Origin of the sequence: Microbacterium soli (assembly GCF_039539005.1) — a bacterium.
Classification (GTDB): Bacteria; Actinomycetota; Actinomycetes; order Actinomycetales; family Microbacteriaceae; genus Microbacterium; species Microbacterium soli.
Genome location: NZ_BAABCP010000002.1, coordinates 47082 through 71657, shown reverse-complemented (window position 1 = coordinate 71657; position 24576 = coordinate 47082). Strand labels below are relative to the sequence as shown.

25 protein-coding genes, 2 tRNA genes and 1 pseudogene are annotated in these 24576 nt (G+C 70.0%); 13 read left to right on the top strand and 15 right to left on the bottom strand.

Annotation, left to right across the window (positions count from 1 at the left end; all coding sequences use genetic code 11):
• Nucleotides 1-21 precede the first annotated feature (21 nt).
• Nucleotides 22-615 (top strand): TetR/AcrR family transcriptional regulator, encoded by a 594-nt coding sequence (locus ABD770_RS12500; protein ID WP_344820003.1) that lies wholly within the window; start codon nucleotides 22-24, stop codon nucleotides 613-615.
• Between the two features lie 50 nt (nucleotides 616-665).
• On the opposite strand, the gene ABD770_RS12495 is transcribed toward ABD770_RS12500, so the two are convergent.
• The 3 genes from ABD770_RS12495 to ABD770_RS12485 are packed head-to-tail and all read right to left on the bottom strand — an operon-like array spanning nucleotide 666 to nucleotide 4148.
• Nucleotides 666-2030: a dihydrolipoamide acetyltransferase family protein gene (locus ABD770_RS12495; protein WP_344820002.1), complete on the bottom strand. Its 1365-nt coding sequence runs from the start codon at nucleotides 2028-2030 to the stop codon at nucleotides 666-668.
• Entirely contained in the window at nucleotides 2027-3046 is a 1020-nt protein-coding gene (locus ABD770_RS12490) for an alpha-ketoacid dehydrogenase subunit beta (RefSeq protein WP_344820001.1), read from the bottom strand. Before ABD770_RS12490 ends, ABD770_RS12495 begins: the two co-directional genes overlap by 4 nt.
• Nucleotide 3047: 1 nt before the next feature.
• A complete protein-coding gene (locus ABD770_RS12485; protein WP_344820000.1) occupies nucleotides 3048-4148 on the bottom strand; it encodes a thiamine pyrophosphate-dependent dehydrogenase E1 component subunit alpha in 1101 nt (366 codons plus the stop codon).
• Between the two features lie 167 nt (nucleotides 4149-4315).
• Here ABD770_RS12485 and ABD770_RS12480 point away from each other — a divergent pair, with 167 nt between their 5' ends.
• Nucleotides 4316-4789 (top strand): Lrp/AsnC family transcriptional regulator, encoded by a 474-nt coding sequence (locus ABD770_RS12480; protein ID WP_344819999.1) that lies wholly within the window; start codon nucleotides 4316-4318, stop codon nucleotides 4787-4789.
• Here the strand turns inward: ABD770_RS12480 and ABD770_RS12475 are convergent.
• Entirely contained in the window at nucleotides 4761-5663 is a 903-nt protein-coding gene (locus ABD770_RS12475) for an alpha/beta fold hydrolase (RefSeq protein WP_344819997.1), read from the bottom strand. The genes ABD770_RS12480 and ABD770_RS12475 overlap by 29 nt on opposite strands.
• Nucleotides 5664-5728: 65 nt before the next feature.
• On the opposite strand from ABD770_RS12475, the gene ABD770_RS12470 reads away from it, so the two are divergent.
• Nucleotides 5729-5992 (top strand): hypothetical protein, encoded by a 264-nt coding sequence (locus ABD770_RS12470; protein ID WP_344819996.1) that lies wholly within the window; start codon nucleotides 5729-5731, stop codon nucleotides 5990-5992.
• Between the two features lie 60 nt (nucleotides 5993-6052).
• Here the strand turns inward: ABD770_RS12470 and ABD770_RS12465 are convergent.
• Nucleotides 6053-6128 (bottom strand) — tRNA-His (locus ABD770_RS12465).
• Between the two features lie 36 nt (nucleotides 6129-6164).
• Nucleotides 6165-6791, bottom strand: coding sequence for an oligoribonuclease (gene orn / locus ABD770_RS12460; RefSeq protein WP_344819994.1), 627 nt, complete (start codon nucleotides 6789-6791; stop codon nucleotides 6165-6167).
• Between the two features lie 47 nt (nucleotides 6792-6838).
• Between orn and ABD770_RS12455 the strand changes: the two genes are divergently transcribed.
• From ABD770_RS12455 to ABD770_RS12435, 5 genes and pseudogenes are all read left to right on the top strand, one after another.
• Nucleotides 6839-6911: transfer RNA gene (locus ABD770_RS12455), tRNA-Arg, on the top strand.
• Nucleotides 6912-7245: 334 nt separating this feature from the next.
• Nucleotides 7246-7641 (top strand): annotated as a pseudogene (locus tag ABD770_RS12450) (GNAT family N-acetyltransferase); the annotation flags it as partial.
• Nucleotides 7642-7761: 120 nt separating this feature from the next.
• Nucleotides 7762-8100, top strand: a complete 339-nt coding sequence (locus ABD770_RS12445; RefSeq protein ID WP_344820432.1) for a metallopeptidase family protein — start codon at nucleotides 7762-7764, stop codon at nucleotides 8098-8100.
• Nucleotides 8097-8387, top strand: a complete 291-nt coding sequence (gene clpS / locus ABD770_RS12440) for an ATP-dependent Clp protease adapter ClpS (RefSeq protein WP_344819993.1) — start codon at nucleotides 8097-8099, stop codon at nucleotides 8385-8387. The genes ABD770_RS12445 and clpS overlap by 4 nt, the downstream gene beginning before the upstream one ends.
• On the top strand, nucleotides 8384-8869 hold the full coding sequence (locus ABD770_RS12435) for a DUF2017 family protein (protein WP_344819992.1): 486 nt from the start codon (nucleotides 8384-8386) through the stop codon (nucleotides 8867-8869). The genes clpS and ABD770_RS12435 overlap by 4 nt, the downstream gene beginning before the upstream one ends.
• 10 nt (nucleotides 8870-8879) lie before the next feature.
• Here the strand turns inward: ABD770_RS12435 and ABD770_RS12430 are convergent, their stop codons facing one another.
• The 3 genes from ABD770_RS12430 to dinB are packed head-to-tail and all read right to left on the bottom strand — an operon-like array spanning nucleotide 8880 to nucleotide 11068.
• Nucleotides 8880-9461, bottom strand: a complete 582-nt coding sequence (locus ABD770_RS12430) for a nucleoside/nucleotide kinase family protein (RefSeq protein ID WP_344819991.1) — start codon at nucleotides 9459-9461, stop codon at nucleotides 8880-8882.
• Nucleotides 9445-9762, bottom strand: coding sequence for a hypothetical protein (locus tag ABD770_RS12425; protein ID WP_344819990.1), 318 nt, complete (start codon nucleotides 9760-9762; stop codon nucleotides 9445-9447). The genes ABD770_RS12430 and ABD770_RS12425 overlap by 17 nt, the downstream gene beginning before the upstream one ends.
• A 49-nt stretch (nucleotides 9763-9811) precedes the next feature.
• Entirely contained in the window at nucleotides 9812-11068 is a 1257-nt protein-coding gene (gene dinB / locus ABD770_RS12420) for a DNA polymerase IV (RefSeq protein WP_344819989.1), read from the bottom strand.
• A gap of 126 nt (nucleotides 11069-11194) precedes the next feature.
• Between dinB and ABD770_RS12415 the strand changes: the two genes are divergently transcribed.
• Both ABD770_RS12415 and ABD770_RS12410 read left to right on the top strand, forming a co-directional pair.
• The gene (locus ABD770_RS12415) at nucleotides 11195-11569 is read left to right on the top strand and encodes an SPW repeat domain-containing protein (protein ID WP_344819988.1); all 375 of its coding nucleotides are present in this window, start codon (nucleotides 11195-11197) and stop codon (nucleotides 11567-11569) included.
• 96 nt (nucleotides 11570-11665) lie between these two features.
• Entirely contained in the window at nucleotides 11666-12268 is a 603-nt protein-coding gene (locus tag ABD770_RS12410) for a TetR/AcrR family transcriptional regulator (protein WP_344819987.1), read from the top strand.
• An 18-nt stretch (nucleotides 12269-12286) separates the two neighbouring features.
• Here ABD770_RS12410 and gatB read toward each other — a convergent pair whose 3' ends face one another.
• From gatB to gatC, 3 genes are read right to left on the bottom strand one after another with little or no spacing between them, the layout of a single operon-like run.
• The gene (gene gatB / locus ABD770_RS12405; protein ID WP_344819986.1) at nucleotides 12287-13798 is read right to left on the bottom strand and encodes an Asp-tRNA(Asn)/Glu-tRNA(Gln) amidotransferase subunit GatB; all 1512 of its coding nucleotides are present in this window, start codon (nucleotides 13796-13798) and stop codon (nucleotides 12287-12289) included.
• On the bottom strand, nucleotides 13798-15333 hold the full coding sequence (gene gatA, locus ABD770_RS12400) for an Asp-tRNA(Asn)/Glu-tRNA(Gln) amidotransferase subunit GatA (protein WP_344819985.1): 1536 nt from the start codon (nucleotides 15331-15333) through the stop codon (nucleotides 13798-13800). The genes gatB and gatA overlap by 1 nt, the downstream gene beginning before the upstream one ends.
• A complete protein-coding gene (gene gatC, locus ABD770_RS12395) occupies nucleotides 15330-15629 on the bottom strand; it encodes an Asp-tRNA(Asn)/Glu-tRNA(Gln) amidotransferase subunit GatC (RefSeq protein WP_344819984.1) in 300 nt (99 codons plus the stop codon). Before gatC ends, gatA begins: the two co-directional genes overlap by 4 nt.
• Before the next feature lie 97 nt (nucleotides 15630-15726).
• Between gatC and ABD770_RS12390 the strand changes: the two genes are divergently transcribed.
• From ABD770_RS12390 to ABD770_RS12380, 3 genes are all read left to right on the top strand, one after another.
• Nucleotides 15727-15855 (top strand): hypothetical protein, encoded by a 129-nt coding sequence (locus ABD770_RS12390; protein WP_344819983.1) that lies wholly within the window; start codon nucleotides 15727-15729, stop codon nucleotides 15853-15855.
• Entirely contained in the window at nucleotides 15852-17552 is a 1701-nt protein-coding gene (locus ABD770_RS12385) for a long-chain-fatty-acid--CoA ligase (RefSeq protein WP_344819982.1), read from the top strand. Before ABD770_RS12390 ends, ABD770_RS12385 begins: the two co-directional genes overlap by 4 nt.
• A gap of 82 nt (nucleotides 17553-17634) precedes the next feature.
• Nucleotides 17635-19575, top strand: coding sequence for a DEAD/DEAH box helicase (locus ABD770_RS12380; protein ID WP_425562767.1), 1941 nt, complete (start codon nucleotides 17635-17637; stop codon nucleotides 19573-19575).
• Nucleotides 19576-19842: 267 nt separating this feature from the next.
• On the opposite strand, the gene ligA is transcribed toward ABD770_RS12380, so the two are convergent.
• The 3 genes from ligA to ABD770_RS12365 are packed head-to-tail and all read right to left on the bottom strand — an operon-like array spanning nucleotide 19843 to nucleotide 24554.
• Nucleotides 19843-22227 carry an NAD-dependent DNA ligase LigA gene (gene ligA, locus ABD770_RS12375; protein ID WP_344819981.1) on the bottom strand — a complete coding sequence of 795 codons (2385 nt, stop codon included), beginning with the start codon at nucleotides 22225-22227 and terminating at the stop codon, nucleotides 19843-19845.
• A gap of 40 nt (nucleotides 22228-22267) precedes the next feature.
• On the bottom strand, nucleotides 22268-23368 hold the full coding sequence (gene mnmA / locus ABD770_RS12370) for a tRNA 2-thiouridine(34) synthase MnmA (RefSeq protein ID WP_344819980.1): 1101 nt from the start codon (nucleotides 23366-23368) through the stop codon (nucleotides 22268-22270).
• A 10-nt stretch (nucleotides 23369-23378) separates the two neighbouring features.
• Nucleotides 23379-24554, bottom strand: coding sequence for a cysteine desulfurase family protein (locus ABD770_RS12365; RefSeq protein WP_344819979.1), 1176 nt, complete (start codon nucleotides 24552-24554; stop codon nucleotides 23379-23381).
• Between the last annotated feature and the right edge of the window lie 22 nt (nucleotides 24555-24576).

The window sequence follows — 24576 nt, the reverse complement described above, 5'->3', positions numbered from 1 at the left end:
GGTTAGCGAGGATTAACTGAGATGGCAACGTCCCGAACCGCCCGCGATCGCGCGAAGGCCCGCCGGACCGACGCGATCCTCCATGCAGCGGCGGAGCTGTTCGCGATGCACGGCTATTCCGGTGCTTCTCTGGAGGAGATCGGAGCGGCCGTGGGCATCTCCGGCCCGGCCGTCTACCGGCACTTCGCCGGCAAGCAGGCGCTGCTGGGCGCGCTCCTCGTGGGTGTCAGCGAACGGCTCGTCGACGGCGGGACGGACGTCGCGGAATCCGCGGCCGCGGGAAGGGACCGAGTGCGCGCGCTGGTCGCCTTTCACGTCGAGTTCGCGTTGAGCAACGCGGACGTGATCCGAATCCACGACCGCGATCTGCCTTACCTCTCCCCGGAGTGCCGAGCCGACGTACGCCGGCTGCAGCGCGCCTACGTCGATCTGTGGATCGACGCATTGGCAGAACTCGTCGATGACGGCAGGGACGCGCTGCGCCTGCGCGTGCAGGCCTGCTTCGGCCTGCTCAACTCCACGCCGCACAGCACCAGCACCCTGCTTCGCACCCAGGAGGGCACCGGCCGCCTGCTCGAGGCCATGGCACTGGCGGCACTGCTCGTCGACGACTGACCGTGCTGATCCCGCAGGACCGGTGCCGATGACGCCGCCCCGGCATCCGCTCAGTACAGCATCGCCCTGCCGGGCTGCTCGAGCAGGTCGGCGACGTCCTTGAGGAAGCGGGATCCCTCCGCACCGTCGACCAGACGGTGATCGAACGACACGCTCAACGTCATCATCCGACGCAGCGCGATCTGACCGTCGTGCTCCCAGGGCTGGCGACGCACCGCCCCGACCGCGAGGATCCCGGACTGCCCCGGCGGCAGGATCGGCGTGCCCGCATCGATCCCGAACACTCCGATGTTGGTGATGGAGAAGGTTCCGCCGGCGAGCTCCGCGGGGCTCGTCCTCCCCGACCGCGCGGTCCGGGTGAGCTGCGCGAGAGCATCGGCGAGGCCGGTGAGGGAGAGCCGTTCGGCATCACGGATGATCGGGACGATCAGACCGCGATCCGTCGCCGCGGCGATGCCGAGGTCCACGAAGTGATTCTCGATGATCTCCCCGGCCTCTTCGTCCCACGTCGCATTGAGGGAGGGATTGCGGCCCAGCGCCATGCACACGGCCTTCGCGACGAGCACGAGCGGTCCGATGCGATGCTCCGACAGCGACCTGTCCGCCCGCAGCTGCTCGATGAGCTCCATCGTCGCCGTCACGTCGACGGTGTGGAAGCACGTCACGTGCGGAGCCGTGAAGGCGCTGCGCACCATGGCCTGGGCGGTGTGCTTGCGCACGCCCCGGATGGGGATCCGGGTCTGCGCGCGTTCGCCGACGGACGCGGAGGACACGGCGGGAGCCGGCGATGCAGGCGCCGACGACGCGGATGCGCCGGACGCACGGGCTCCGACGCGCTCGGCGTACGCGTCGACGTCGGCCCGGGTGATGGTGCGATCCCCGATCTCCGCCGCCACCAGCACGAGATCCACGCCGAGGCGCTTCGCATGCGCACGCACCGGGGGCGTCGAGCGCGGCCGCTCCCCCACCACGGGCTCGGCCGCGCTGGGGGGCAGCGCGTCGTGCGGCGCGGCCTCGATCACGGCCGCATCCGCGCTGACCGACTGAGATGCCGCGGCGCGCCGCGCACGCCGCACCGGACGCCCCCCGGAACTCGGCGCCGCACCGTAGCCGACGAGATTGGGCTGCGCCTTCTCCTCGGCATCCGTCGCCTGCGCGGAAGGAGCCGGCTCCGCACCCGCGACGTCGAAGGTGATCAGCGGAGATCCGACGGCCACCGTCTCACCGGCCTCGGCATGCAGCGCGGAGACGACGCCCTCGTACGGGGAGGGGAGCTCGACAACGGCTTTGGCGGTCTCCACCTCGGCGAGCGTCTGATTCAAGGTGACGGTGTCACCGGGCACGACGAGCCATTGCACGACCTCCGCTTCGGTGAGACCCTCCCCGAGGTCGGGGAGACGGAACTCCTCGATCACAGCTGTGCTCCCTTCACGCCGCTGATGCTGCTGGGACGATCCAGGACGCGATCCACCGCATCGAGGATGCGGTCCAGATCGGGCAGGTGGAACTTCTCCAGCTTCGCCGGCGGGTACGGGATGTCGTGGCCGGTCACCCGCAGCGGCGCCGACTCGAGGTATTCGAAGCAGAACTCGGTGATGCCGGCGATGATCTCCGCACCGACACCCGCCTCGCGCGACGCCTCGTGGGCGACGACGACGCGTCCGGTGCGGCGCACCGAAGCGTTGACGGTCTCGTAGTCGACCGGAGACAACGAACGCAGGTCGATGACCTCCAGGGAGATCCCCTCATCCTCGGCCGCCTCGGCGGCGTCCAGGGCGGTGCGGACCATGGCGCCGTAGGCGATGACGGTCGCGTCGGCGCCTCTGCGCACGACCTTCGCCAGTCCCAGGGGAGGAGCATCCGCAAGAGGAGACGCCAGATCCACCTCCCCCTTGTGGTGATACAGCCGCTTGGGCTCGAAGAACAGCACGGGGTCGTCGCTGGCGATGGCCTGGCGCAGGCAGCGGTAGGCGTCCTGCGGATCCGACACGGCGACCACGCGAAGACCGGCGGTGTGCACGAAGTAGGCCTCGGGTGATTCGGAGTGGTGCTCGGCGGCGCCGATGCCACCGGCCCAGGGAACCCGGATCGTGATCGGCATCTTCACGCTGCCCTGCGTGCGGTAGTGCAGCTTGGCGACCTGCGAGACGATCTGATCGAAGGCGGGATAGATGAAGCCGTCGAACTGGATCTCGACCACCGGACGGTACCCGCGGAACGCCAGCCCCACCGACGTGCCGATGATGCCGGACTCCGCCAACGGCGTGTCGATGACCCGCTGGGCGCCGAACTCCTCCAGCAGGCCGTCCGTGATGCGGAACACGCCGCCGAGGGTGCCGATGTCCTCCCCCAGCAGCACGACCCTGTCGTCGTCGCGCATGGCCTGCCGCAGCCCTGCGTTGAGCGCCTTGCCCAGCGTCAGCTGCGCCATCTCACGCCTCCTCGAAGGTCGACAGGTACGCCGCGTACTCGGCACGCTCGCGCTCGAGCCCGGAGTGGGGTTCGGCGTACACGCGGTCGAAGACGGTGAGGGCCGGCCGCGTGACCATGCCGAGGCACGCCGCGCGCATGTCTCGGGCCGTCTCATCGGCCTGCGCCTGCACGGCGTCGAGGTGGTCCTGCGGCAGCTCGCCGGCAGCGCGCAGATGCGCCTCCAGCCGCGCGATGGGGTCGAGTCTGCGCCACTTCTCCAGCTCTGCGTCGTCGCGGTAGCGCTTGGGGTCGTCGGCGGTGGTGTGCGGGCCCATCCGGTACGTGACGGCCTCGAGGTAGGCGGGTCCCTTCCCCGAGCGCGCGTGCTCGAGCGCCCAGCGCATGGCGGCGAGGCACGCCAGCACATCGTTGCCGTCGACGCGCAGACTCGGGATGCCGAACCCGGGCGCACGACCGGCGAGGGGGAACGGCGACTGCAGACCGACCGGCTCGGAGATCGCCCAGTGGTTGTTCTGGCAGACGAAGACGACCGGTGCGCGGAAGGATGACGCGAACACCATGGCCTCATTCACGTCGCCCTGGCTCGTGGCGCCGTCTCCGAAATACGTCACGGCCACCTCGTCGGCGCCCTCGTGCCGGATGCCCAGGGCGTAGCCGACGGCATGCAGCGTCTGCGCACCGATGATGATCTGCAGGGGTGCGATCCGCAGGGCCGCGGGATCGTAGGCGGCGCCCTCCTCGCCGCGCCACATGCGCACGTAGTCACCGGGCTGCGCCCCGCGAACGTACATCAGCCCGGTCTCGCGATAGCTGGGGAAGACGAAATCCTGCGGGTCCAGAGCGCGCGCGGTGCCGATCTGCGCCGCCTCCTGGCCGTTGCACGGCGCCCAGAGCCCGAGCTGGCCCTGCCGTTGGAGTGCGACGCCCTCCGCGTCGATGCGGCGCAGCACCACCATGTCGCGATGCAGGTCGCGCAGCGTCGGGAAGTCGATGCCGCGGACGTAGCCGTCGAGCTGAGGATTCGGTATGCGCACACCGTCCGGCGCGATCATGCGCTCGGTCAGTTCGAGGTCTCTCTCGGCGTCTGTGATCGGTGACATCTTCGTCCTCCTGACGTGGGGCCCTTGTGGGGCGTGCACGGTCTGCCGACGGCTCCGTCGGCCATATCTGAAGGGTACGTCGACCTGACACATCACTCAAGCATGCGCCGAGCTCTTGAGCATGTTGCACACGAGTGACACAGCCACCCCTGCTATTGTGTGGCACTATGCCCGCTCTGGACCGCGTCGATCTCGAATTGCTCTCCGCCCTCGCCGAAGACCCCCGCACCACCGTCGTCGCGCTCGCGGAACGCCTGCGCCTGTCCCGCAACACCATCCAGGCGCGAATGGCCCGGCTGGAGCAGACGGGCGTGTTCGAGTCGTACGAGAGGTCCTACTCGACGGAGGTGCTGGGCTTCCCGCTGCAGGCGTTCATCAGCATCGGCGTCCGCCAGACAGAACTGCCGCGGATCACCGCCGAGCTCGCCCGCGTACCCGAAGTGGTGCAGGCGCACGGGTTGAGCGGCTCCATCGACATCCTCGCCAGAGTCGCCTGTCGGGACGCCAGGCACCTGTTCGACGTGGATGCCCGCATCCTCTCCATCGACGGCGTGGAGCGCACGGAGACGTCGCTCGCGATGGGCGAGGTCATCCCGTTCCGAGTGGCGGGGCTCATCGGCCTCGCTCGGCGGGAGGCCTGAGGAAGCGCCGGATCGCGCCGGCGGCCTCGGCGGGCGTCTCATAGTGGATGAGGTGGCCGACCTCGGCGAACTCGACGAGCTCGGCGTCGGGGAACCGCCCCGCCAGGCGGCGCTCGGCCTCGATCGGCGTGATGTCATCGCGCTGGGCGGCGATGAGCAGCACGGGAGCATCGATGACCCCCGCGAACGCCCGCACGTCATGAGAGACGCTCGTGACGAAGGCGTCGTGCAGCACCTGCCGATCCGCGAAGGTGGAGAAGTACCTGCGGTGCTGGTCGTGGACGAACCGCCGCAGCTGCGGGTCCCGCGTCTTCGCCATCGCCGCGCTCATGATGCGCACGATCAGCGGATGCCGCAGCAGCGCTGTCCCGTACCGATCGGGGAGCTGTGCTCCCAGCCGGTAGTAGAGCACGGCGAGTCGTGTGAGCACGCCCCGCGGCCCCTCCAGCGCTGGCGCACCGATGGGGTTGATGAGGATGAGCCGTGGGGCGCGCAGCCCGCCGGCGACCGCCGCTGAGGCGACGATGGACCCGAAGGAGTGCCCGAGGACGACGGCGTCGGGTGCGACGGTGCGCGCGAACTCCGTCAGCCATCCGGAGTACAGACTCAGATCGTGTGCGCGTCCGGGGATCGGCGGCGTCTCGCCGAAGCCGGGAAGGTCCGGGGAGATCACGCGCATGCCGGGCAGATGGGCGATCACGGGCTCGAGGCCGTGGTGCTCACCGCGGAAGCCGTGCACGGCGATGACCGTCAGCGCATCCTCGCCGTCGGGCCCGTACACCCAGTACGCCGTGGTGGAGCCCAGCACCTGAACAGTGCGTCTCTCGACGGGGATCCGTCCGAGGCGGGCGGCGTACGGCGAGGCGACGGACATGGTCACGAGTCTAGAGGAGCCGATGTCGGTGGCCGTCCTTATGTTCGAAGGAGGAAGGAGTCGACATGATCACCATCACCGAGAACGTCCCCCTCCTGCGCTGGGAGGCCCCCGTGCTGCGCTCACGCGCAGAGCGTCTGGAGAGAGCAGGGGGCGGCCTGTGGCGGGTCGTCGACGCACGAGGCTCCATCCGGGGCCACCTGCGAGTCGTCGCGGATCCGCTCGGCGTCCGCTACCGCGCGGAGCGTCTGCTGCTGGGATCCGGTGCCTTCCGACTCATCGGCGAGTTCTGGGATGCGGATGACGCCGTCGCCGCGCTGCGGTTCTGAGCACGGTTGCGCCCGCTCTTCGGCAAGAGGCTCCCCTGCACTGCAGGGGAGCCTCTGATCTGGGGTGGCTAACGGGGCTTGAACCCGCGACCCCCGCGACCACAACGCGGTGCTCTACCAGCTGAGCTATAGCCACCATGCGCCTTCTGGAGAAGGCAACTCCCCGAGTCTATTACATGTTCGAGGCGAACTCCGACACGGCGTGCGCGGAGAGGGCGCGTGCCTCATCGGAGGACGGTCCGGGCTCTGCGACGAACACGGCGTCGCGGTAGTACTGAAGCTCGCGGATGGACTCCAGGATGTCGGCGAGGGCCCGGTGGCCGCCGTTCTTCTCCGGCGCCTGGAAGAACACCCGCGGGTACCAGCGACGGGAGAGCTCCTTGATGCTGGACACGTCGACATTGCGGTAGTGCAGGTAGCTGTCGATGCGCTGCATGTACTTCGCGAGGAACATCCGATCGGTTCCGATGGTGTTGCCGGCCAACGGCGCCTTTCCCTCGAGGGGGACGAAGCGCTTGATGTACTCCAGTGTGCGCTCCTCGGCGACGGCCAGCGGCACGCCGTCGGGGATCTCCTCGATCAGGCCGGAGGTGCGGTGCATGTTCGTGACGAACTCGTTCATGTGCGCGAACGCCGCATCACTGGGCTTGATCACGATCTGGAAGCCGGGATCGAGCGGCCTCAGCTCGAAGTCGGTGATGACCACGGCGATCTCGACCAGTTCGTCGATGGAGAGATCGAGCCCTGTCATCTCGCAGTCGATCCAGACGAGTCGGTCGTTATCAGACGCAGAAACCATGGTCCGATCCTACCGATGCCCTCCGACACGCTAGTCTGGGTAACCGCGCCTCCTTAGCTCAGTGGATAGAGCAACAGCCTTCTAATCTGTCGGTCGCAGGTTCGAATCCTGCAGGGGGCACCGTTGCGGATGCCTTGTGCCTCCGAGGCCTGGACGCGAGTGCGGACGACCGTCTCGTCACGCCGTTCGAGTTCGCGGATCTCTTCTGCCGACTGCGCGCTCCGGGCCGACGCGGATCCGATCTGCTGCGCGAGTTCCTCCGCCACCCGTCCGAGACGCTCCCTCGCGGGCCATTGCTGTCCGAGGCGTGGCTTTCTCCGCCTCGACGCCACCGCCGCCCCCGACGACACCCCGACTCCCCACTCCGTTCCGGGGATGCGGTGAATACGGCCAGCCTGCTCTGAGAGTTCTCACACGAACGCTGCCGGCCGGCGGGCGTCGATAGCATCGGGGTATGTCCACTCACGTCCGCCTCGCCTCCGGTTCCGACCTGGATGCGCTCGCCGACATCGAAGACGCCGCCGACTCGCTCTTCCGATCCCTGTTCGGTGCCGTCCCCTGGCCCTCAGCGCCCTCCGCGTCGGAACGGCTGCAACGGCCCGGCTTCATCCTCGTCGCCGCCGAGCAGGAGGACGGTCCTGCGGTCGGGTTCGCGCACGTGCTGCTGCACGACGAGGACGGCTCGCACCTGGAACAGCTCAGCGTGCACCCCGCGCACGCCCGGCACGGGCACGGGCGCACACTGCTGGACGCCGCGATCGACGAGGCCGCGACGCGAGGTGCGGCGACACTGACGCTGCGCACCTTCGCGGACGTGCCGTGGAACGCGCCGTTCTACGCCTCCGCGGGCTTTGTCGAGGCCCCGGCGCCGGACACCCCGTTCCACAGGGAACTGGCCCAGGCGGAACAGCGTCTGGGACTGACCGGCCTGGGCCGGAGGGTGCACATGCAGCGGGAGCTCGGCATCCGCATGGACCCCGACGAGTTCGAGCGGCTGGTCGTCGATGAGCTGGATCGACTGCCCGATGAGATGGTCGACGGCCTGGAGAATGTCGTATTCGTCGTCGAGGACGCGCCGGAGAACGGCGAGGACCTGTTCGGGCTGTACGAGGGCTTCGCCCTCACCGAGCGCGGACAGTACGGCCTCGGCGAGCTCCCCGATCGCATCGTGGTGTACCGTCGCGCCCATCTGGCCGCCTGCCGCGACGAGGCCGAGCTGCGCAAGGAGATACACACCACCCTCGTGCACGAGATCGCACACTTCTACGGCATCGACGATGAGCAGCTGCATGACCTGGGATGGGCATGAGCAGCCCGGTATCCGCTCCTCTCATCGAGGAGGAGCTGAGCTCCGCACCGCTTCTGCCGTGGCAGCTGGTGGTGTGGGACGACCCGGTGAACCTCATGAGCTATGTGGTGCGCGTCTTCCGCACCTACTTCGGGTACTCCGAGGAGAAGGCCACCCGACTGATGCTGGCCGTGCACAACGACGGCCACGCCGTCGTTGCCACCGGGCCGCGGGAGACCATGGAGGTGCATGCGCAGGCCATGCACGGGTTCGGACTGTGGGCGACGGTGCGCAGGGAGCCGCGATGACCCATCGGATGCTGCGGATGCCCCTCGCCGGCATCGAGGGTCACCGGCTGCTGGCTCTCGTCGACGAGTACATCGGTCTGCTGGAGGGGCCTCGCTCGGGTGCGGACGACGCGATGGACCGGCTCGCCCCGAACCCGTATCCCGACGACGCGGAAGCGGCTGCCGAGTACCGTCGGAGCACGCGGGAGGATCTGTTCGACCGGCGGGTGGAGGACGCGCGGGTCGTGCGCACGGGCCTGGGCGAGTTCGAGACGACGGGCATCGAGGCCGTCGCTCGCGAGTGCACCGTGCTCATCCGGCCCGCGGAGGTCGACCATTGGCTGAGGACCCTCTCGGGGATCCGCCTCGTACTGGCACGGAGACTGGGCATCGACGGGTCGGATGAGCACGATGCCGGGGACCCTCGGTACGGCGTCTACGACTGGCTGGGATACCGGCTGGAGCTGCTCGTGCTGCTCGCCGACCGGCACGACGCGCGCTGAACGCGCCTCGTCACGGCGTTCGCACCCGGATGTCGGCGATCTCCTGAGGACGATCGTCCGCGATGTGCGTCTCCTCCTGCTCGGCCCACATGTCCCAGTGCGCGCGGAACGCCTCACCGTCGCGCGCGAGAGCCCTGGCCCGACGCGAATCGGCGGGCCCGTCGACCCAGACGGTCACATCCGCCAGTCGGGCCGATGCGGCTCCGAGCGCCCCGCAGCCCTCCATGACGAGGCCGAGGGCGGGATCCACGGCGTGCGCCTCCGCCGCCTCGCCGAGCTCCCAGTCCCAGCGCCGCCAGATGCCGATCCTGCCGCGGGCATGCGGGACCAGCACCCGCTCCCTGGCGTACTGCGCTCCCCGAGCCAGCCCGTCCCATCCCGGATACACGGAATCGAGCGCAAGCAGCTGGGCGGGCGCTCGCAGCGGCCAGGCGCGGATCAGGCGAGCGGCGAGACTGCTCTTGCCCGCACCGCTGCGGCCGTCGATGATGACGACAGGATTCGACGCCGCCGTGCCCCGTACCGCTGCGAGGATGCGATCGGTCGCCGCGGTCAGGGCGTCGTCGAACGGGTCGTCACTTCTTGAGTGCACGGATGACGCGGCTGAGAGCTCGTCCTGCCACGCAGACGAAGGGGATCGCGACGGCGAGGAGCGTGACGATGTTCGGCTCGAAGCGCAGACCCTCCTCACGGCGCACGTACACGCCGAAGGGGATGGACGCGCCGCCGCCTCCACCGCCCTCGCCATCCTCCGCGCTGCCGCCGCCGAAGCCTGCGATCGTCATCGCGACGGGTGTCACGCTCACGCCGTCGACGTCGACGGGGTCGCCGTACGCCGCCTTCACTCCCAGCGAGGCCATCTGATTCCCGAGTTCCACGACGATGTTGGGCATGCGTCCACGCTAGCCGACCCGGGTGCCGGTGTCGCACAGGCCGCCGGGTTCACTCCCGCCCGAAGGGGCGTGGCTGATCCGCTCCGGCAAGGCCGCCGCTGCGGCCGACGTGCCGTGCGCGGGTGATCGTGCCGGCCCCGAACCGTGCCCTGGCCTCGTCCAGCGTGCCCTCCAGCCTGCGCAGACCCTCGTCGTCGTCCCACAGCGTCGCACCGCCGCCCGCACTGTCCCGCAGCTTCTCGGCACGCACGCCGACGAGTCGCACGGGGTCCCGGCGGTCGATCCCGTCGAACAGGCTGACAGCAGTCTCGCCGATGCGCTGTCCGACCTCCGTCGGCTCCGGCAGGGAGGCGGTGCGGGTGATGGTGGCGAAGTCCGCGAAGCGGATCTTGATGGCCACCGCGCCCGCTTGCCGTCCCGTGGCGCGCAGTCGCGCCCCGACACGGTCGCCGAGCCTCAGCAGCTCGGAGCGGAGGACCACGAGGTCGTCGATGTCGACCTCGAAGGTCTCCTCGTGGCCGATGCTCTTCTCGATGCGCTCGGTCTCGACGGATCGCGGGTCCTCGCCGCGCGCCAACTGCTGCATCCGCTGCGCCAGTGCGGGCCCCACGGCGCGCACGAGGGACTCCGGCGGAGACATCCTGACGTCTCTGATGAGCCGGATGCCCCGGCGGGCGAGCGCGTCGACGGCCTTGGGCCCGACGCCCCACATGGCGCCGACCGGGCGCGGGTCGAGGAACTCCTGCGTGCGGGCGGCCGGGACGATCAGCATCCCGTCGGGCTTGGACGCGGTCGAGGCCATCTTCGCGACGTGCTTGGTCGCCGCCACCCCCACGCTGCAGGAGATGCCGATCTCATCCCGCACACGCCGTCGCAGCAGCACGGCGACCTCTCCGGGGCTGCCCCACAGTCGACGCACACCGCGCACATCGAGGAACGCCTCGTCGATGGACAGCTGCTCCACCAGAGGCGTCACGCTCTCGAACACCGCCATGACCTGCGCGGACACGGCACGGTACCGCGTGAAGTCGGGTGGGACGATGCGCGCCTGAGGGCACAACCGCACGGCCTGCGAGACCGGCATGGCGCTGCGCACGCCGTAGCGGCGCGCCTCGTAGGACGCGCTGGAGACGACCGACCTGCCATCAGGGGCGCCGATGATCAGCGGCAGCCCCCTCAGCGACGGGTCGTCCATGACGGCGACCGACGCGTAGAAGGCATCCATGTCGACATGAAGAATGCCGGTGCCGGCGTCGTCGGCGCCCTCCGGCGAGACGATGCGCCCCGATCCGTCTCCACGTCCCATCCGTCCATTGTCGCGGAGGTCGCCGACAACGGTGTGAGGATCTTGACCGATTGGTCAAATCGAGGCGTATAGTGGGCCTCGACCCCCGATTCGGGAGCCATTCTTTCTGCAAGGAGGATGAGTTCAATGAAGAGGTGGACACGCTGGCAGGACTGGGTGGCCGTCGCCGCCGGGCTGTACGCCGCCCTCGCGAGCATCTGGACAGCGCCGCGCACGGGCGCGTCGATGTCCCTGATGATCGTGCTGGGAGTTCTGATGATCGCCGCCGGGGTGTGGAGTCTGGCAGCGCCGGGTGTGGTGTGGATCGAATGGGTCCTCGCCGCCCTCGGCGCCCTGCTTTTCCTCTCCCCGTGGTTCGGCTCCTTCGCCGGAAGCGCCGGTCCCGCGTGGACCGCGTGGATCTGCGGAGCCGTCGGTGCGATCGCAGGGCTGTGGGCGCTCGCCCCGGCGGAGCGCGCGCGCCACGCCGCTCCGGGAGGTTCGCGCGCCGCGCACGCGTGACCCGCGCAGCGGACGGATGCGGGGTGGCGGACCGCCGCCCCGCATCCTCGCCGGCCGCACAGCACAGCGGCGACCGACCTGCGAGGAGCAAGACTCATGGCCCCTGTCCACGACACGGCGCACGCCCGTAACAGGATCCTGGACGCCGCGGAGCGGCTGTTCGCGCGCCACGGCTTCGACGGCACCTCCACCGCCCATCTGGCTCGCGCGGCGGGCGTTCCGAAGGGCCTGCTGTTCTACTACTTCCCCACCAAGCCCGACATCCTCACCACGCTGCTGGATGAACGTCTGACGGCAGCGGCATGGGAGCCGGGCCCGCTCGTGGTCGCCGGCGATCCCGTACGGACGCTTCTCAACCTCGCCGACCGTGTGCGCAGCGATCGAGACGCGTCGGGCGTGCTGCGGGACGTGATCTGGCACGAGGCCCGCATCCGACCCGAGGTGCGCGCGGTGCTCTCCCGGTACCGGCATTCCCTGCATGATGCGATCACGAGCGCACTTCGTGCGAGCGTGCCGGCCGTCGTGGAAGGCCGGGCACTGCATGCCGCGGCGGCCGCATGGGCCGCCATCATCACGGCCCGGCCCCTGGACCCACCACCGCACGCCGGAACAGGCGATCGCCCGGTCGACGCCACGAGCCTGCAGTCGGTCGCCCGGCTGCTCAGCGCCGGGCTGCTGTCCACGGCGACGACGACGTGAGCAGCAGCCCGGCCTCCATCACTGCGCGGCCCGCTCCAGGATCAGCTCCCGCACACGCGCGGCATCGGCCTGACCCCGCATGGCCTTCATGACCGCGCCGATGATGGCGCCCGCCGCCTGCACCTTGCCGTCCTTGATCTTCGCGAGCACATCCGGCTGGGCCGTCAGAGCCTCGTCGATCGCGGCGATGAGCGCACCGTCGTCGGAGACCACGGCAAGACCCCTGGCGTCCACGACCTCCTGGGGAGTCCCTTCCCCGGCGATGACGCCGTCGAGCACCTGTCGTGCCAGCTTGTCCGTCAGGGTACCCGCATCCACCAGCCGCTGCAGCGCCGCGACGTTCTCGGGGGTGATGAGCTCGGTCGCCTCCCGCTCGGCGGCGTTGGCGACACGGGTGATCTCGCCGGTCCACCACTTGCGGGCCGCCGCCGGTGATGCGCCCGCCGCCACCGTCGCCTCGACGACCTCGACGAGTCCGCCGTTGCGGACGTCCTGGTACTCGAGGTCGGTGAAGCCCCACTCGGACTTCAGCCGGCGGCGCCGGGCGACGGGCTGCTCGGGCAGAGCCGCACGCAGCTCCTCCACCAGCTCGCGGGAGGGCTGCACCGGCAGCAGATCGGGCTCGGGGAAGTACCGGTAGTCATCGGCATCCGACTTCGGGCGACCGGGCGAGGTGACCCCGGTGTCCTCATGCCAATGCCTGGTCTCCTGCACGACGCTTCCGCCGTCGGCGAGGATCTGCGCCTGGCGCTGGATCTCGTATCGCACGGCGCGCTCCACGGAGCGCATCGAGTTGACGTTCTTCGTCTCGGTGCGCGTGCCCAGCTTCTCCTGCCCGCGGGGGCGCAGGGACACGTTCGCGTCGCAGCGAAGATTCCCTCGCTCCAGTCTCGCCTCGGAGATCCCCAGCGAGCGGGCGATGTCTCGGATCGCCGCGATATAGGCCTTGGCGTACTCGGGAGCCCGGTGCTCGGCCCCGATGATCGGCTTGGTGACGATCTCGACGAGCGGGACGCCCGCCCGGTTGTAGTCCACCAGGGAGTACTCCGCGCCCTGGATGCGACCGGTCGAGCCCATGTGGGTGAGCTTGCCGGCATCCTCCTCCATGTGCGCGCGCTCGATGGGGATCTGCACGAGCGTGCCGTCCTCGAGTTCGATCTCGACGGCCCCCTCGAAGGCGATGGGCTCGTCGTACTGGGAGATCTGGTAGTTCTTGCCGAGATCCGGATAGAAATAGTTCTTCCGGGCGAAGCGGCACGACTCGGCGATCGAGCAGCCCAGGGCCAGGCCGAGGCTGATCGCGGACCGCACGGCCGTGGCGTTGACGACGGGGAGTGAACCGGGCAGACCCAGGTCGACGGGCGCGATGAGCGTGTTCGGCGCGGCCGAATGGAACTCCTCGTTGGCCGGGTTCGGGGCATCCGAGAACATCTTGGTGCGCGTGTTGAGCTCGACATGCACCTCGAACCCGAGCACCGGCTCGAACAGCTCGAGCGCCTTGTCGTAGTCCATCAGCTTGGCCGCGGCCATCAGCGTGCCCCTCCCTCGGTGTTCTGCGCTTCGCGGAGCGCGGGCGCCCGATCCAGCAGCGGCGAGCCCCAGGAGTCGACCAGAGCCGCCTCCACGGCCGCGCCGACGCGGTACAGTCTGGCGTCCTGCCGTGCGGGAGCGAGGAACTGGATGCCGACGGGCAGCCCGTCCTCGGCGGCGAGCCCGGACGGGATCGAGATCCCCGGCACACCGGCGAGGTTCGCCGGGATCGTGGTCAGGTCGTTGAGATACATCTGCAGCGGGTCGTCGACCTTCTCGCCGATCCTGAACGCCGTGGTGGGCGCAGACGGCGTGGCGATGACGTCGACCTGCGCGAACGCCGCATCGAAGTCGCGCTGGATGAGGGTGCGGACCTTCTGCGCACTCCCGTAGTAGGCGTCGTAGTACCCCGCGGACAGCGCATACGTGCCGAGGATGATGCGGCGCTTCACCTCCGGTCCGAAACCGACCTCACGGGTGAGGGACATCACGTCCTCGACGGTCCCGCCACCATCCGGATTGACGCGCAGGCCGAAGCGCACGGAGTCGAACTTGGCGAGGTTGCTGGACGCCTCGGCGGGCAGGATCAGGTAGTACGCGGCCACACCGTACTCGAAATGCGGCGCGGAGATCTCGACGATCTCAGCCCCCTGCTTCTCCATGAGCGCGAGCGCCTCGCGGAAGGACGCGGCGACACCGGCCTGGAACCCGGAATCGGGGAGCTCCTTGACGACTCCCACCTTCAGACCCTTGAGCACCTGCCCGGTCGCGCCCTCACGGGCGGCCTCGGCGAACGACGGCCACTGCTCGGGCAGCGACGTGGAGTCCTTGGGGTCATGCCCGCCGATGACGTCGTGCAGCAGGCCCGCGTCCAGCACCGTCCGACTGACCGGGCCGACCTGGTCGAGGCTGGATGCCAGCGCGATGGAGCCGTACCGGCTCACACCGCCGTATGTCGGCTTGATGCCCACCGTGCCCGTGACGTGCGCGGGCTGGCGGATCGAGCCGCCGGTGTCCGAACCGAGGGCGAGGGGCGCCTCGAACGCGGCCACGGCCGCCGCCGATCCACCACCGGATCCGCCGGGGATCCGCTCCAGATCCCACGGGTTCCGCGTCGGACCGTACGCGGAGTGCTCCGTGGAGGAGCCCATCGCGAACTCGTCCATGTTGGTCTTGCCGAGCAGGACGAGTCCCGCCGCCCTCGAGCGCGCCACGACCGTCGCGTCGTAGGGGGACATGTACCCCTCGAGGATCCTCGACCCGCTCGTGGAGGGCTGATCGGTCGTGACGAGCACGTCCTTGACGGCCAACGGCACCCCGGCCAGAGGGCCGAGCTCCTCGCCGGACGCGCGCTTCGCGTCGATCTCGGCCGCCGCCGCCAGCGCGTGCTCGTTGACATGCAGGAAGGCGTGCACGTCGCCGTCCACGGCGGCGATGCGGTTCAGGTGCGCGCGCGTGGCGTCCACACTGGAGACCTCACCCGCACGCAGCTTCTCGGCGAGCTCGGACGCCTGGAGCCGGATGATCTCACTCACTGCTCCTCCCCCAGGATCGCCGTCACCCGGAAGCGCCCGTCAGCGGCATCCGGTGCGTTCTGCAGCACCTGCTCGTGCGTGAGCGTCCGACCGATCTCATCGGGGCGGAAGACGTTGCTCAGCGCGATCGGGTGGCTGGTGGCCGGCACATCGGGCGTGGCCACCTCCGACACCTTGGCGATGTTGTCCACGATGACGTCGAGCTGACCCGTCAGCTGCGTCACCTCTTCGTCGGAGAGTCGGATGCGCGCGAGCACGCCGAGATGGCGCACGAGATCGGGGGTGATTTCAGACACCCCTCCATTCTACGAGAGCGGCGCCGTCATCCCCGCCCGGTGCGGTCGTCGAACTCCCCGCCCGCCAGACCTGCCGGCGATCGACGGGCAGGTACTGATGCTCGTCGGCGCAGACCGGGCGCACATCGGGAAGTCCGGCGCCATCGTGATCGACGCCGCCGACCGCTTCCCACCCGAGCATCCCCCGGCATCGGCGGGAACGCCGAGGATTAGGCTTGCCGCGTGACGACGTTCAAGCCCCCTCGCCCCTGGACCGCCAGCTACGCCGTCGGCGTCCCCGAAGACCTCGAACCGGTCTCCGGCTCTCTCGTCGACATCGTCGAGGCGTCAGCGCGCGATTATCCGGATGCCGCCGCCCTGCAGTTCTTCGGGGCGGAGACGACGTATCGCGAACTGCAGGACGCCATCGAGCGCGCCGCCGCGGGACTACGGGATCTCGGTGTGCGGGCGGGCGACCCCGTGGCCATCGTGCTGCCGAACTGCCCGCAGCACATCGTGGCGTTCTACGCCGTGCTGCGCCTGGGCGCTGTGGTCGTCGAGCACAACCCGCTGTACACGCCCCGCGAGCTGCGCAAGCAGTTCGAGGACCACGGCGCCACGCACGCGGTCGTCTGGAGCAAGGTCGTCGAGACCGTGCAGGAGTTCCCCGACGACCTCGCCGTGTCCACCATCATCTCCGTGGATGTGACGCAGGCGATGCCGTGGCTCACACGGCTGGCGCTGCGGCTGCCCGTCGCGAAGGCCCGAGCTTCGCGTGACGCCCTCACCACCCGGGTGCGCGGGGCCATCGCCTGGTCCCGCGTGGCGGCGTCCGATCCGCTCCCCGCCTCCCACCCGCGGCCGGGCACCGATGACCTGGCGATCATCCAGTACACGTCAGGCACCACCGGTACGCCTAAGGGCGCGTCGCTGACACACCGCAACCTCCTCGCCAACGCCGCGCAGGCGCGGGCCTGGGTGCCCTCGATCACGCGCGGCGACGGCTGCGTCGTCTATGCGGTGCTGCCGATGTTCCACGCCTACGGGCTGACGCTGTGCCTCACTTTCGCGATGTCCATGGGTGCGCGGCTCGTGCTGTTCCCGAAGTTCGACCCGGACATGGTGCTGGAGGTCACGCGGAAGCATCCGGCGACCCTGCTGCCGCTCGTGCCGCCGATCGCCGAGCGCCTGCTGATCGCGGCCCGCGAGAAGGGCGTCTCGCTGCAGGGAACCTCCGTGGCGATATCCGGGGCGATGGCACTCCCGCACGAACTGGTCGTGCCGTTCGAGGAGGCCTCCGGCGGGTACCTCGTCGAAGGCTACGGGCTCAGCGAGTGCTCACCCGTGCTGATGGCCAATCCCGTCGCCGACAACCGGGTCGCCGGCACCGTCGGTCTGCCCCTGCCCGGCACGGAGTGCCGGGTCGTGGACCCCGATGATCCCACGACCGACGTCGTGCCGGGCACGCCGGGCGAGCTTCTCGTGCGCGGACCGCAGGTGTTCTCCGGCTACTACGGCAAACCTGAGGAGACCGAGGCCGTGTTCGTCGACGGCTGGTTCCGCACCGGCGACATCGTCACGATCGACGAGGCCGGGTTCGTGCGCATCGTGGACCGCATCAAGGAGCTCATCATCACGGGCGGCTTCAACGTGGCTCCCACCGAGGTCGAGGTCGCGCTCCGCCGGCATCCGGATGTCGTGGATGCCGCCGTCGTGGGTCTGCCCAGCGATCACTCGGGCGAGGAGGTCGTGGCGGCCATCGTCGTCGACGGCGGCAGGGATGTCGACGTGGAGGCCGTCCGGGAGTTCGCCCGCGGCGTCCTCACGCCCTACAAGGTGCCACGCAGGGTGTTCGTCGTCGACGAGCTGCCGACGTCCCTGATCGGGAAGGTGCTGCGTCGTCAGGTCAGGGAGCGGCTGCTGGCCCTCACCTCCGGGGAATGACGCCCACGTCTCGGCGGCCTGCGGACTCGCCGGAGGACCGGGCGCACTGCGCCCGTTCAGGCGCAGGCACTATCGTGGGCTGGTGACTGCTGACGATATCGCCTCCGGCGAGCCCACCACCGCATCCGCTCCCGAGACCGCCGCGTCCACGGCGGAGGAGGCGTCGGAGCCGGGCTTCGAGGACATCGGCATCACCGGCCCGGTCCTGAAGGCCATCCGTGAACTCGGCTACGAGAGCCCCTCGCCCATTCAGGCCGCGACCATCCCGCTGCTGTTGGAAGGGCGGGATGTGCTCGGCACCGCGCAGACCGGCACCGGCAAGACGGCGGCGTTCGCGCTGCCCGTGCTCGAACACCTCGATCTGTCGCAGAAGACGCCGCAGGCGCTCGTGCTGGCACCGACCCGCGAGCTGGCACTGCAGGTCTGCGAGGCGTTCGAGTCGTACTCCTCGAAGATGAAGGGCGTGCGCGTCCTGCCGGTCTACGGCGGTCAGGGCTACGGCGTGCAGCTCTCGGCGCTGCGCCGTGGCGTGCATGTCGTCGTCGGCACGCCCGGGCGCATCATGGACCACCAGGCCAAGGGCACGCTCGACCTGTCGGAGCTGAAGCACCTCGTGCTGGACGAGGCCGACGAGATGCTCAAGATGGGCTTCGCGGAGGACGTCGAGCAGATCCTCGCGCAGACGCCGGAGGACAAGCAGGTCGCACTGTTCTCCGCCACGATGCCCGCCGCCATCCGCAGACTGGCGCAGAAGTACCTGAACGCGCCCGAAGAGGTCTCGATCACCGCGAGGACCACCACCAACCAGAACATCACGCAACGCTACCTCGTGGTCTCCTATGCGCAGAAGGTGGATGCGCTGACACGCATCCTCGAGGTGGAGAACTTCGACGGCATGATCGTCTTCGTCCGCACGAAGAACGAGACCGAGACGCTCGCGGAGAAGCTCCGCGCCCGTGGATACTCCGCGGCCGCCATCAACGGCGACGTGCCTCAGGCGCAGCGCGAGCGCAGCGTGAACCATCTCAAGGACGGCAAGCTCGACATCCTCGTCGCCACCGACGTCGCCGCCCGTGGCCTGGATGTGGAGCGCATCAGCCACGTCGTGAACTTCGACATCCCCACCGACACGGAGTCGTACGTGCACCGCATCGGGCGCACGGGGCGCGCCGGGCGCACCGGGGATGCCATCAGCTTCATCACCCCGCGAGAGCGCTACCTGCTGCGCCATATCGAGAGGGCGACACGGCAGGCGCCCACGCAGATGCAGCTGCCCACCACGGAGGACGTCAACACCACGCGCCTGGCGCGCTTCGACGACGCCATCACGACGGCTCTTCAGGAGCGCGCGCGCATCGCCGCGTTCCGCGACATCATCGACCACTACGTGCGCCACCATGACGTGCCCGAGAGCGACGTAGCCGCCGCACTCGCCGTCGTGGCCCAGGGAGAGACCCCGCTGCTACTGGACCCCGAGCACGATCCGCTGGCCAGGGCCGTGCAGCGGGACAACCGTCCGCCGCGCTCCCGCTCCGACCGCGACGACCGTGCGCCGCGCGAGCGCCGCAGCAGGGGCGACTACGCGGCGTATCGCATCGAGGTGGGACGACGGCATCGTGTCGAACCGCGCCAGATCGTGGGTGCGCTCGCGAACGAGGGCGGCCTGGGCCGGGACGACTTCGGCGCCATCGCCATCAGACCCGACTTCTCCATCGTCGAGCTGCCCGTCAACCTCGACCCGGCCGTGCTGGAGAGACTGCGCGACACGCGCATCTCCGGCAGGCTCATCGAGATCAAGCCCGACCGCGGCGTGCCGAACCGGCGTGCGCCGCGGGACGGAGGCCGGTACGAGGGGTACCGCGGTGACCGGTACCGTCGGGACGGCGATCATGGTGACCGGCACGGCAGCACACGCGGCCGTCAGAACGACCGACGCGGCCGTGACGACCGGCAACAAGGCCGTGACGACCGCGATGCGCGCTGGGACGACCGTCCTCCTCGCAAGCCCCGCCACAAGAGCTGATTCCCCTGCCGTACCCGGCCGCGCAGCGGAGCGATCCCCGGCCCGAGCGGGCCCCCGGCTCGGAGAGCGAGTCGGAAGTGGTGCGCGTCGATGTCCATCCGCTCGCGCAGGTAGGACCGGTGGGCGTCGAAGCGCTGCACGCCGGAGTCGAGCTCCCGGCGGTGCCGGCCTGCGGCGATGGCCCGCTCCCGCAGCTCGCCGAGGAGCATCCGTCCGTAGCCCCGCGGCCGCTCGGACGCCGCCGTGGAGAGATCGTCGACGGCGACCTCACTCATGACCGTCGGCCTCCAGGGCGTCCGGACCCTGCGTGACCAGCAGGTGGAACTGCGCGGAATCGAGGATGCGGATGCCGAGGTCCTCCGCCTTCGCGAGCTTCGAGCCCGCGCCGGGACCGGCCGCGACGAAGTCGGTCTTCTTCGAGACGGACGAGGCCGCCTTGCCGCCTGCGCGGATGATCGCCTCCTGCGCTCCTTCGCGCGTGTAGCCGTCGAGGGTGCCCGTGGCGACCACGGTCACTCCCTCGAGCACGCCGCCTTCCGCGGCCGACGCGCCCGGGCCGGGATGCCCGGGCGTCGCCCACCGCACTCCCGCTGCCGTCCACTGATCGATGATCTCCTGATGCCAGTCGACCTCGAACCACCGCAGCAGCGAATCGGCGATGATCCCGCCGACCCCTTCCACGGCGGCGAGCTCCTCTCGTGTGGCCGAGCGGATGGCGTCCAACGACCCGAACCACTGCGCGAGCGAGCGGGCCGCGACGGGCCCCACATGGCGGATGTTCAACGACACCAGCAGCCGCCACAGCTCCTTGGTCTTCGCCTTCTCCAGCTCGGCGAGCAGCTTGATCGCGGCCTCCGAAGGCAGCACGTCGTGATGGTCCTTGCGGATCCCGCGTCTGCGCCGTTCCGCCGGCGAGAGGACCTCCGTCCCCGGCGGGTATTTCGCCGGACCGAGCTTCTGGAACGGCGCACGACGGACGAGTTCGCCGGTCTGTTCATCGACCTTCGGCTCGCCGGTCTCCGCGTCGCGGACGACGACGGAGATGGGCACGAGGTCCTCCAGCACGAGAGTGAAGAGCCCTGCCTCCGTGGGAAGCGGTGCGGTCGCGGGCGGCTCGGCCTGGGTCAGCGCCGCCGCCGTCACCTCCCCCAACGCCTCCACGTCGAGCGCGCCGCGCGAGCCGATGTGCTCGACGCGCCCGCGCACCTGCGCTGGGCACGAACGCGCGTTCGGGCAGCGCAGGTCGACGTCGCCCTCCTTCATGGCGCGCAGCGGCGTATCGCACTCCGGGCAGCGTTCCGGCATGACGAACTCCCGCTCGGTGCCGTCACGTCTTTCGATCACGGGTCCGAGCACCTCGGGGATGACGTCGCCCGCCTTGCGCAGCACGACCGTGTCGCCGATCAGCACGCCCTTCGCCTTGACGACGTCCTTGTTGTGCAGCGTCGCCTGCCGCACCACCGATCCCGCCACATGGGCGGGCTCCATGACCGCGAACGGGGTCGCGCGGCCGGTGCGCCCGACCGAGACGACGATGTCGAGCAGCTTCGTCTGCACTTCCTCCGGCGGGTACTTGTACGCGATCGCCCAGCGCGGCGCACGGCTGGTCTCGCCCAGCTCGGCGTGCAGCGCGAGGGCGTCCACCTTGACGACGATGCCGTCCAGCTCGTGCTCGATGTCGTGCCGGTGCTCCCCGAAGTACGCCACGTACTCGGCGACCTCGTCGACCGAGTGGCACACCTTCGCATGCGGGCTGGTCGGAAGGCCCCAGGAGGCCAGCAGGTCGTAGATCTCGCTCTGCGCGGCCACCGGAGGATCAGGCCAGGCGCCGATGCCGTGCACGTACAGGGACAGCGATTCGGTGCGCAGCCGCCCCGCCTCCAGCTCGAGACCGCTCTTCTTGTCGAGCTGCTGCCGCAGGCCGCCGCTGGCGGCATTGCGGGGGTTGGCGAACGACGGGAACCGGCGCGCCGCCGCGGTGCGCGCCCGCTCCTCATCGAAGGGCTTCTTGCCCGCACCGCCTCGAGCCTCCCACTTCGCCCGTGACTCGGCGTACGCCCGGTCGCGGAACGAGGCCTGAGCCGCGTTGAGCCGTTCGAACGCGGCGACGGGGATGAACACCTCCCCACGCACCTCCATGAGCGGCGGGTGCCCGGAGCCGGAGAGCCGCTCGGGGATGGCCGCCAGGCGCAGCGCGTTCTCGGTGACGATCTCTCCGACACGTCCGTCGCCTCGCGTCGCCGCGGAGGTGAGGATGCCGTTCTCGTAGCGCAGGTTGATCGCGAGCCCGTCGATCTTCAGCTCCGTGAGCCAGGCGACCTCCCGCCCGACCGACGCCCGCGCCTTGGCCTCCCACTCGCGCAGTTCGTCGAGTGAGAAGACGTTGTCCAGGCTCAGCATCCGCTCGGCATGCTCGATCGTGTCGAGCCCGGTCGATTCCGCAGCCCCCACCAGCTGCGTCGGCGAGTCCTGGCCCTGCAGCAGAGGGTGCAGGCGCTCGAGCTCCTGCAGTCGCCGCATCCAGCCGTCGTACGTCGCGTCGTCCACGAGCGAGGTGTCCCGCCCGTAATAGGCGTCCTTCGCGTCGAGGATCCACGAGGTCAACTCCTCGGCCTCGGCGCGAGCGTCCTCCAGTGAGATGTTCTCCGGCACCCCGCAAGTCTACGAGCGCCCGCCGACACTCGCAGTCCGTTCAGGCCGCGGACACCGGCACGGCCGACACGGTCGTGTCGATCGTGAACTGGCCCAGCACCCGGGTGCCGATGTACAGCACGGCGCTCTGGCCCGGCGCGACGCCGTCGAGAGGCGCGTCGGGGACCACCCGTACACCGTCGTCCGTCACGAACGCCCGCGCCGGGACCGGGTCCGCATGCGCTCGGATCTGCACCTCGCAGGTGAACTCGGACGCCTCCGGTGGCCTGCCGGCCCAGGAGAACCGCTGTCCGGAGATCTCGGCGATCGCCAGCGCCTCCTTCGGCCCGACCACGACGGTGTTGGTGACGGGGCGCACCTCCAGCACGAACCGCGGCTTCCCGTCCGCTGCGGGAACACCGAGGTGGAGCCCTCGGCGCTGCCCGACCGTGAACGCATGTGCGCCCTCGTGCGTGCCGACGACGGCGCCGGTGCGGTCGACGACGTCTCCCGTCGCGGTGCCGACCTTCTCCGCCAGCCATCCGCGGGTGTCGCCATCGGGGATGAAGCAGATGTCGTGACTGTCGGGCTTCTGTGCGACGGTGATCCCCCGCTCGGCGGCCTCCGCTCGCACCTGCGCCTTCGAGGGCGTCGCCCCGAGCGGGAAGTAGGTGTGGGCGAGCTGTTCCGCGTTGAGCACCCCCAGCACGTACGACTGGTCCTTGGCGCTGTCGGACGCGCGGTGCAGTTCCCGTCCCGCGACGCCGTCGACCAGCGTCGCGTAATGGCCGGTGCACACGGCGTCGAAGCCCAGCTCGATCGCACGCTCCAGCAGTGCGGCGAACTTGATCTTCTCGTTGCAGCGCAGACACGGATTCGGTGTGCGGCCCGCCTTGTACTCGGAGACGAAATCCTCGATCACCTCATCGCGGAAGCGCTCCGAGAAGTCCCACACGTAGAACGGGATGCCGAGCAGATCGGCCACCCGACGCGCGTCCAGCGCGTCCTCCACCGTGCAGCATCCGCGACTCCCGGTGCGCAGCGTGCCACCCGCCCGGGAGAGCGCGAGATGCACCCCGACGACGTCGTGGCCGGCATCGACCGCCCGGGCCGCCGCCACAGCCGAATCGACCCCACCGCTCATCGCCGCCAGTACACGCATGGGTCCCAGTCTACGAGCGGGAGGCCGCACCGGCACCGGATGCTCTCGCATAGACCTCGGCGATCACATCGAGCACCGCATCGACGTCCGCGTCGGTCGACGTGCGTCCGAGCGTGAACCGCAGTGCACTCCGCGCGTCCTGCTCGCCGCGTCCCATGGCCACGACCACGTGGGAGGGCTCGGCGACCCCGGCCTGGCACGCGGAGCCCGTCGAGGCCGCGATCCCTGCCTGATCCAGCAGGAACAGCAGGCTCTCCCCCACCGCGCCGGGGAACAGCACATGCGCGTTCCCCGGCAGACGGTCGACGGGATCGCCGAGCAGCACGGCCCGAGGCACGGCGTGTCGGATGCCGTCGATCAGCCGATCCCGCAGCGCGCACAGCCGGGCGCTTTCGGCGACGAGCTCTGCGGCGGAGACCTCCAGCGCCGCCGCGAGGGCCGCCGCGCCCGCCACGTCCTGTGTGCCTGCCCGCAGCCCGCGCTGCTGGGAACCGCCGTGCAGCAGCGGGGTCAAGCGGGCCGAGCGCGCCACGACCAGCGCCCCCGTTCCCACGGGCGCGCCGAGCTTGTGGCCGGCGATGCTCATGGCCACCAGTCCGGCTCCCGCCGGCGCATCGCCGCGCAATTCCCGGAAGGAGAGCCGCACATGCGGCCATGCGGCGACGGCGTCCAGGTGCAGGGGCACCGTGCGCTCCGCCGCGGCCCTCGCCAGTTCCGGCGCATCGTTGATCGTGCCCGACTCGTTGTTCGCGACGAGAGCGGTCGCCAGCGCGGCCCCTTCCAGCGCCGCACGGAATGCCTGTGCGTCGATGCGTGCGTGCGCGTCGACGCGCACCGCGCGCACCACGGCACCCTCGACCGTCAGGGCGGCGACCGTGTCCATGGTCGCGTGATGCTCGGCATCCGGAAGCACGACGGCATCCGTGCCGTGAACCCGGGAGCGCCACAGCCCGTTCAGCGCGGTGTTGATGGACTCCGTGCCGCCGGAGGTGAACACGACCTCGATGGGATCGCACCCGAGCACCGCCGCCGCCCGCTCGCGCGATTCCTCCAGGACCCGGCGGGCGTCCTGGCCCGCACCGTGCGTGGACGACGCGTTGCCCAGCACCTGTCCCGCGGTGAGCCACGCATCACGCGCCTCCGGACGCAGGGGGGACGTCGCCGCATGATCGAGGTAGAACCGCATCCCCCCATTCTCCCGCCCGTTC

What these genes read in the sequence shown, in the direction of transcription:
- mnmA (WP_344819980.1), bottom strand. Translation starts at nt 23,368, where the DNA reads ATGCGTGTACTGGCGGCGATGAGCGGTGGGGTCGATTCGGCTGTGGCG.
- ABD770_RS12365 (WP_344819979.1), bottom strand. Translation starts at nt 24,554, where the DNA reads ATGCGGTTCTACCTCGATCATGCGGCGACGTCCCCCCTGCGTCCGGAG.
- ABD770_RS12490 (WP_344820001.1), bottom strand. Translation starts at nt 3,046, where the DNA reads ATGGCGCAGCTGACGCTGGGCAAGGCGCTCAACGCAGGGCTGCGGCAG.
- ABD770_RS12445 (WP_344820432.1), top strand. Translation starts at nt 7,762, where the DNA reads ATGGACCCCGACGAGTTCGAGCGGCTGGTCGTCGATGAGCTGGATCGA.
- dinB (WP_344819989.1), bottom strand. Translation starts at nt 11,068, where the DNA reads ATGGGACGTGGAGACGGATCGGGGCGCATCGTCTCGCCGGAGGGCGCC.
- ABD770_RS12425 (WP_344819990.1), bottom strand. Translation starts at nt 9,762, where the DNA reads ATGCCCAACATCGTCGTGGAACTCGGGAATCAGATGGCCTCGCTGGGA.
- gatB (WP_344819986.1), bottom strand. Translation starts at nt 13,798, where the DNA reads ATGGCCGCGGCCAAGCTGATGGACTACGACAAGGCGCTCGAGCTGTTC.
- ABD770_RS12435 (WP_344819992.1), top strand. Translation starts at nt 8,384, where the DNA reads ATGACCCATCGGATGCTGCGGATGCCCCTCGCCGGCATCGAGGGTCAC.
- ABD770_RS12500 (WP_344820003.1), top strand. Translation starts at nt 22, where the DNA reads ATGGCAACGTCCCGAACCGCCCGCGATCGCGCGAAGGCCCGCCGGACC.
- ABD770_RS12475 (WP_344819997.1), bottom strand. Translation starts at nt 5,663, where the DNA reads ATGTCCGTCGCCTCGCCGTACGCCGCCCGCCTCGGACGGATCCCCGTC.
- ABD770_RS12485 (WP_344820000.1), bottom strand. Translation starts at nt 4,148, where the DNA reads ATGTCACCGATCACAGACGCCGAGAGAGACCTCGAACTGACCGAGCGC.
- orn (WP_344819994.1), bottom strand. Translation starts at nt 6,791, where the DNA reads ATGGTTTCTGCGTCTGATAACGACCGACTCGTCTGGATCGACTGCGAG.
- ABD770_RS12480 (WP_344819999.1), top strand. Translation starts at nt 4,316, where the DNA reads ATGCCCGCTCTGGACCGCGTCGATCTCGAATTGCTCTCCGCCCTCGCC.
- clpS (WP_344819993.1), top strand. Translation starts at nt 8,097, where the DNA reads ATGAGCAGCCCGGTATCCGCTCCTCTCATCGAGGAGGAGCTGAGCTCC.
- ABD770_RS12390 (WP_344819983.1), top strand. Translation starts at nt 15,727, where the DNA reads ATGCTCGTCGGCGCAGACCGGGCGCACATCGGGAAGTCCGGCGCCATC.
- ABD770_RS12470 (WP_344819996.1), top strand. Translation starts at nt 5,729, where the DNA reads ATGATCACCATCACCGAGAACGTCCCCCTCCTGCGCTGGGAGGCCCCC.
- ABD770_RS12410 (WP_344819987.1), top strand. Translation starts at nt 11,666, where the DNA reads ATGGCCCCTGTCCACGACACGGCGCACGCCCGTAACAGGATCCTGGAC.
- ABD770_RS12415 (WP_344819988.1), top strand. Translation starts at nt 11,195, where the DNA reads ATGAAGAGGTGGACACGCTGGCAGGACTGGGTGGCCGTCGCCGCCGGG.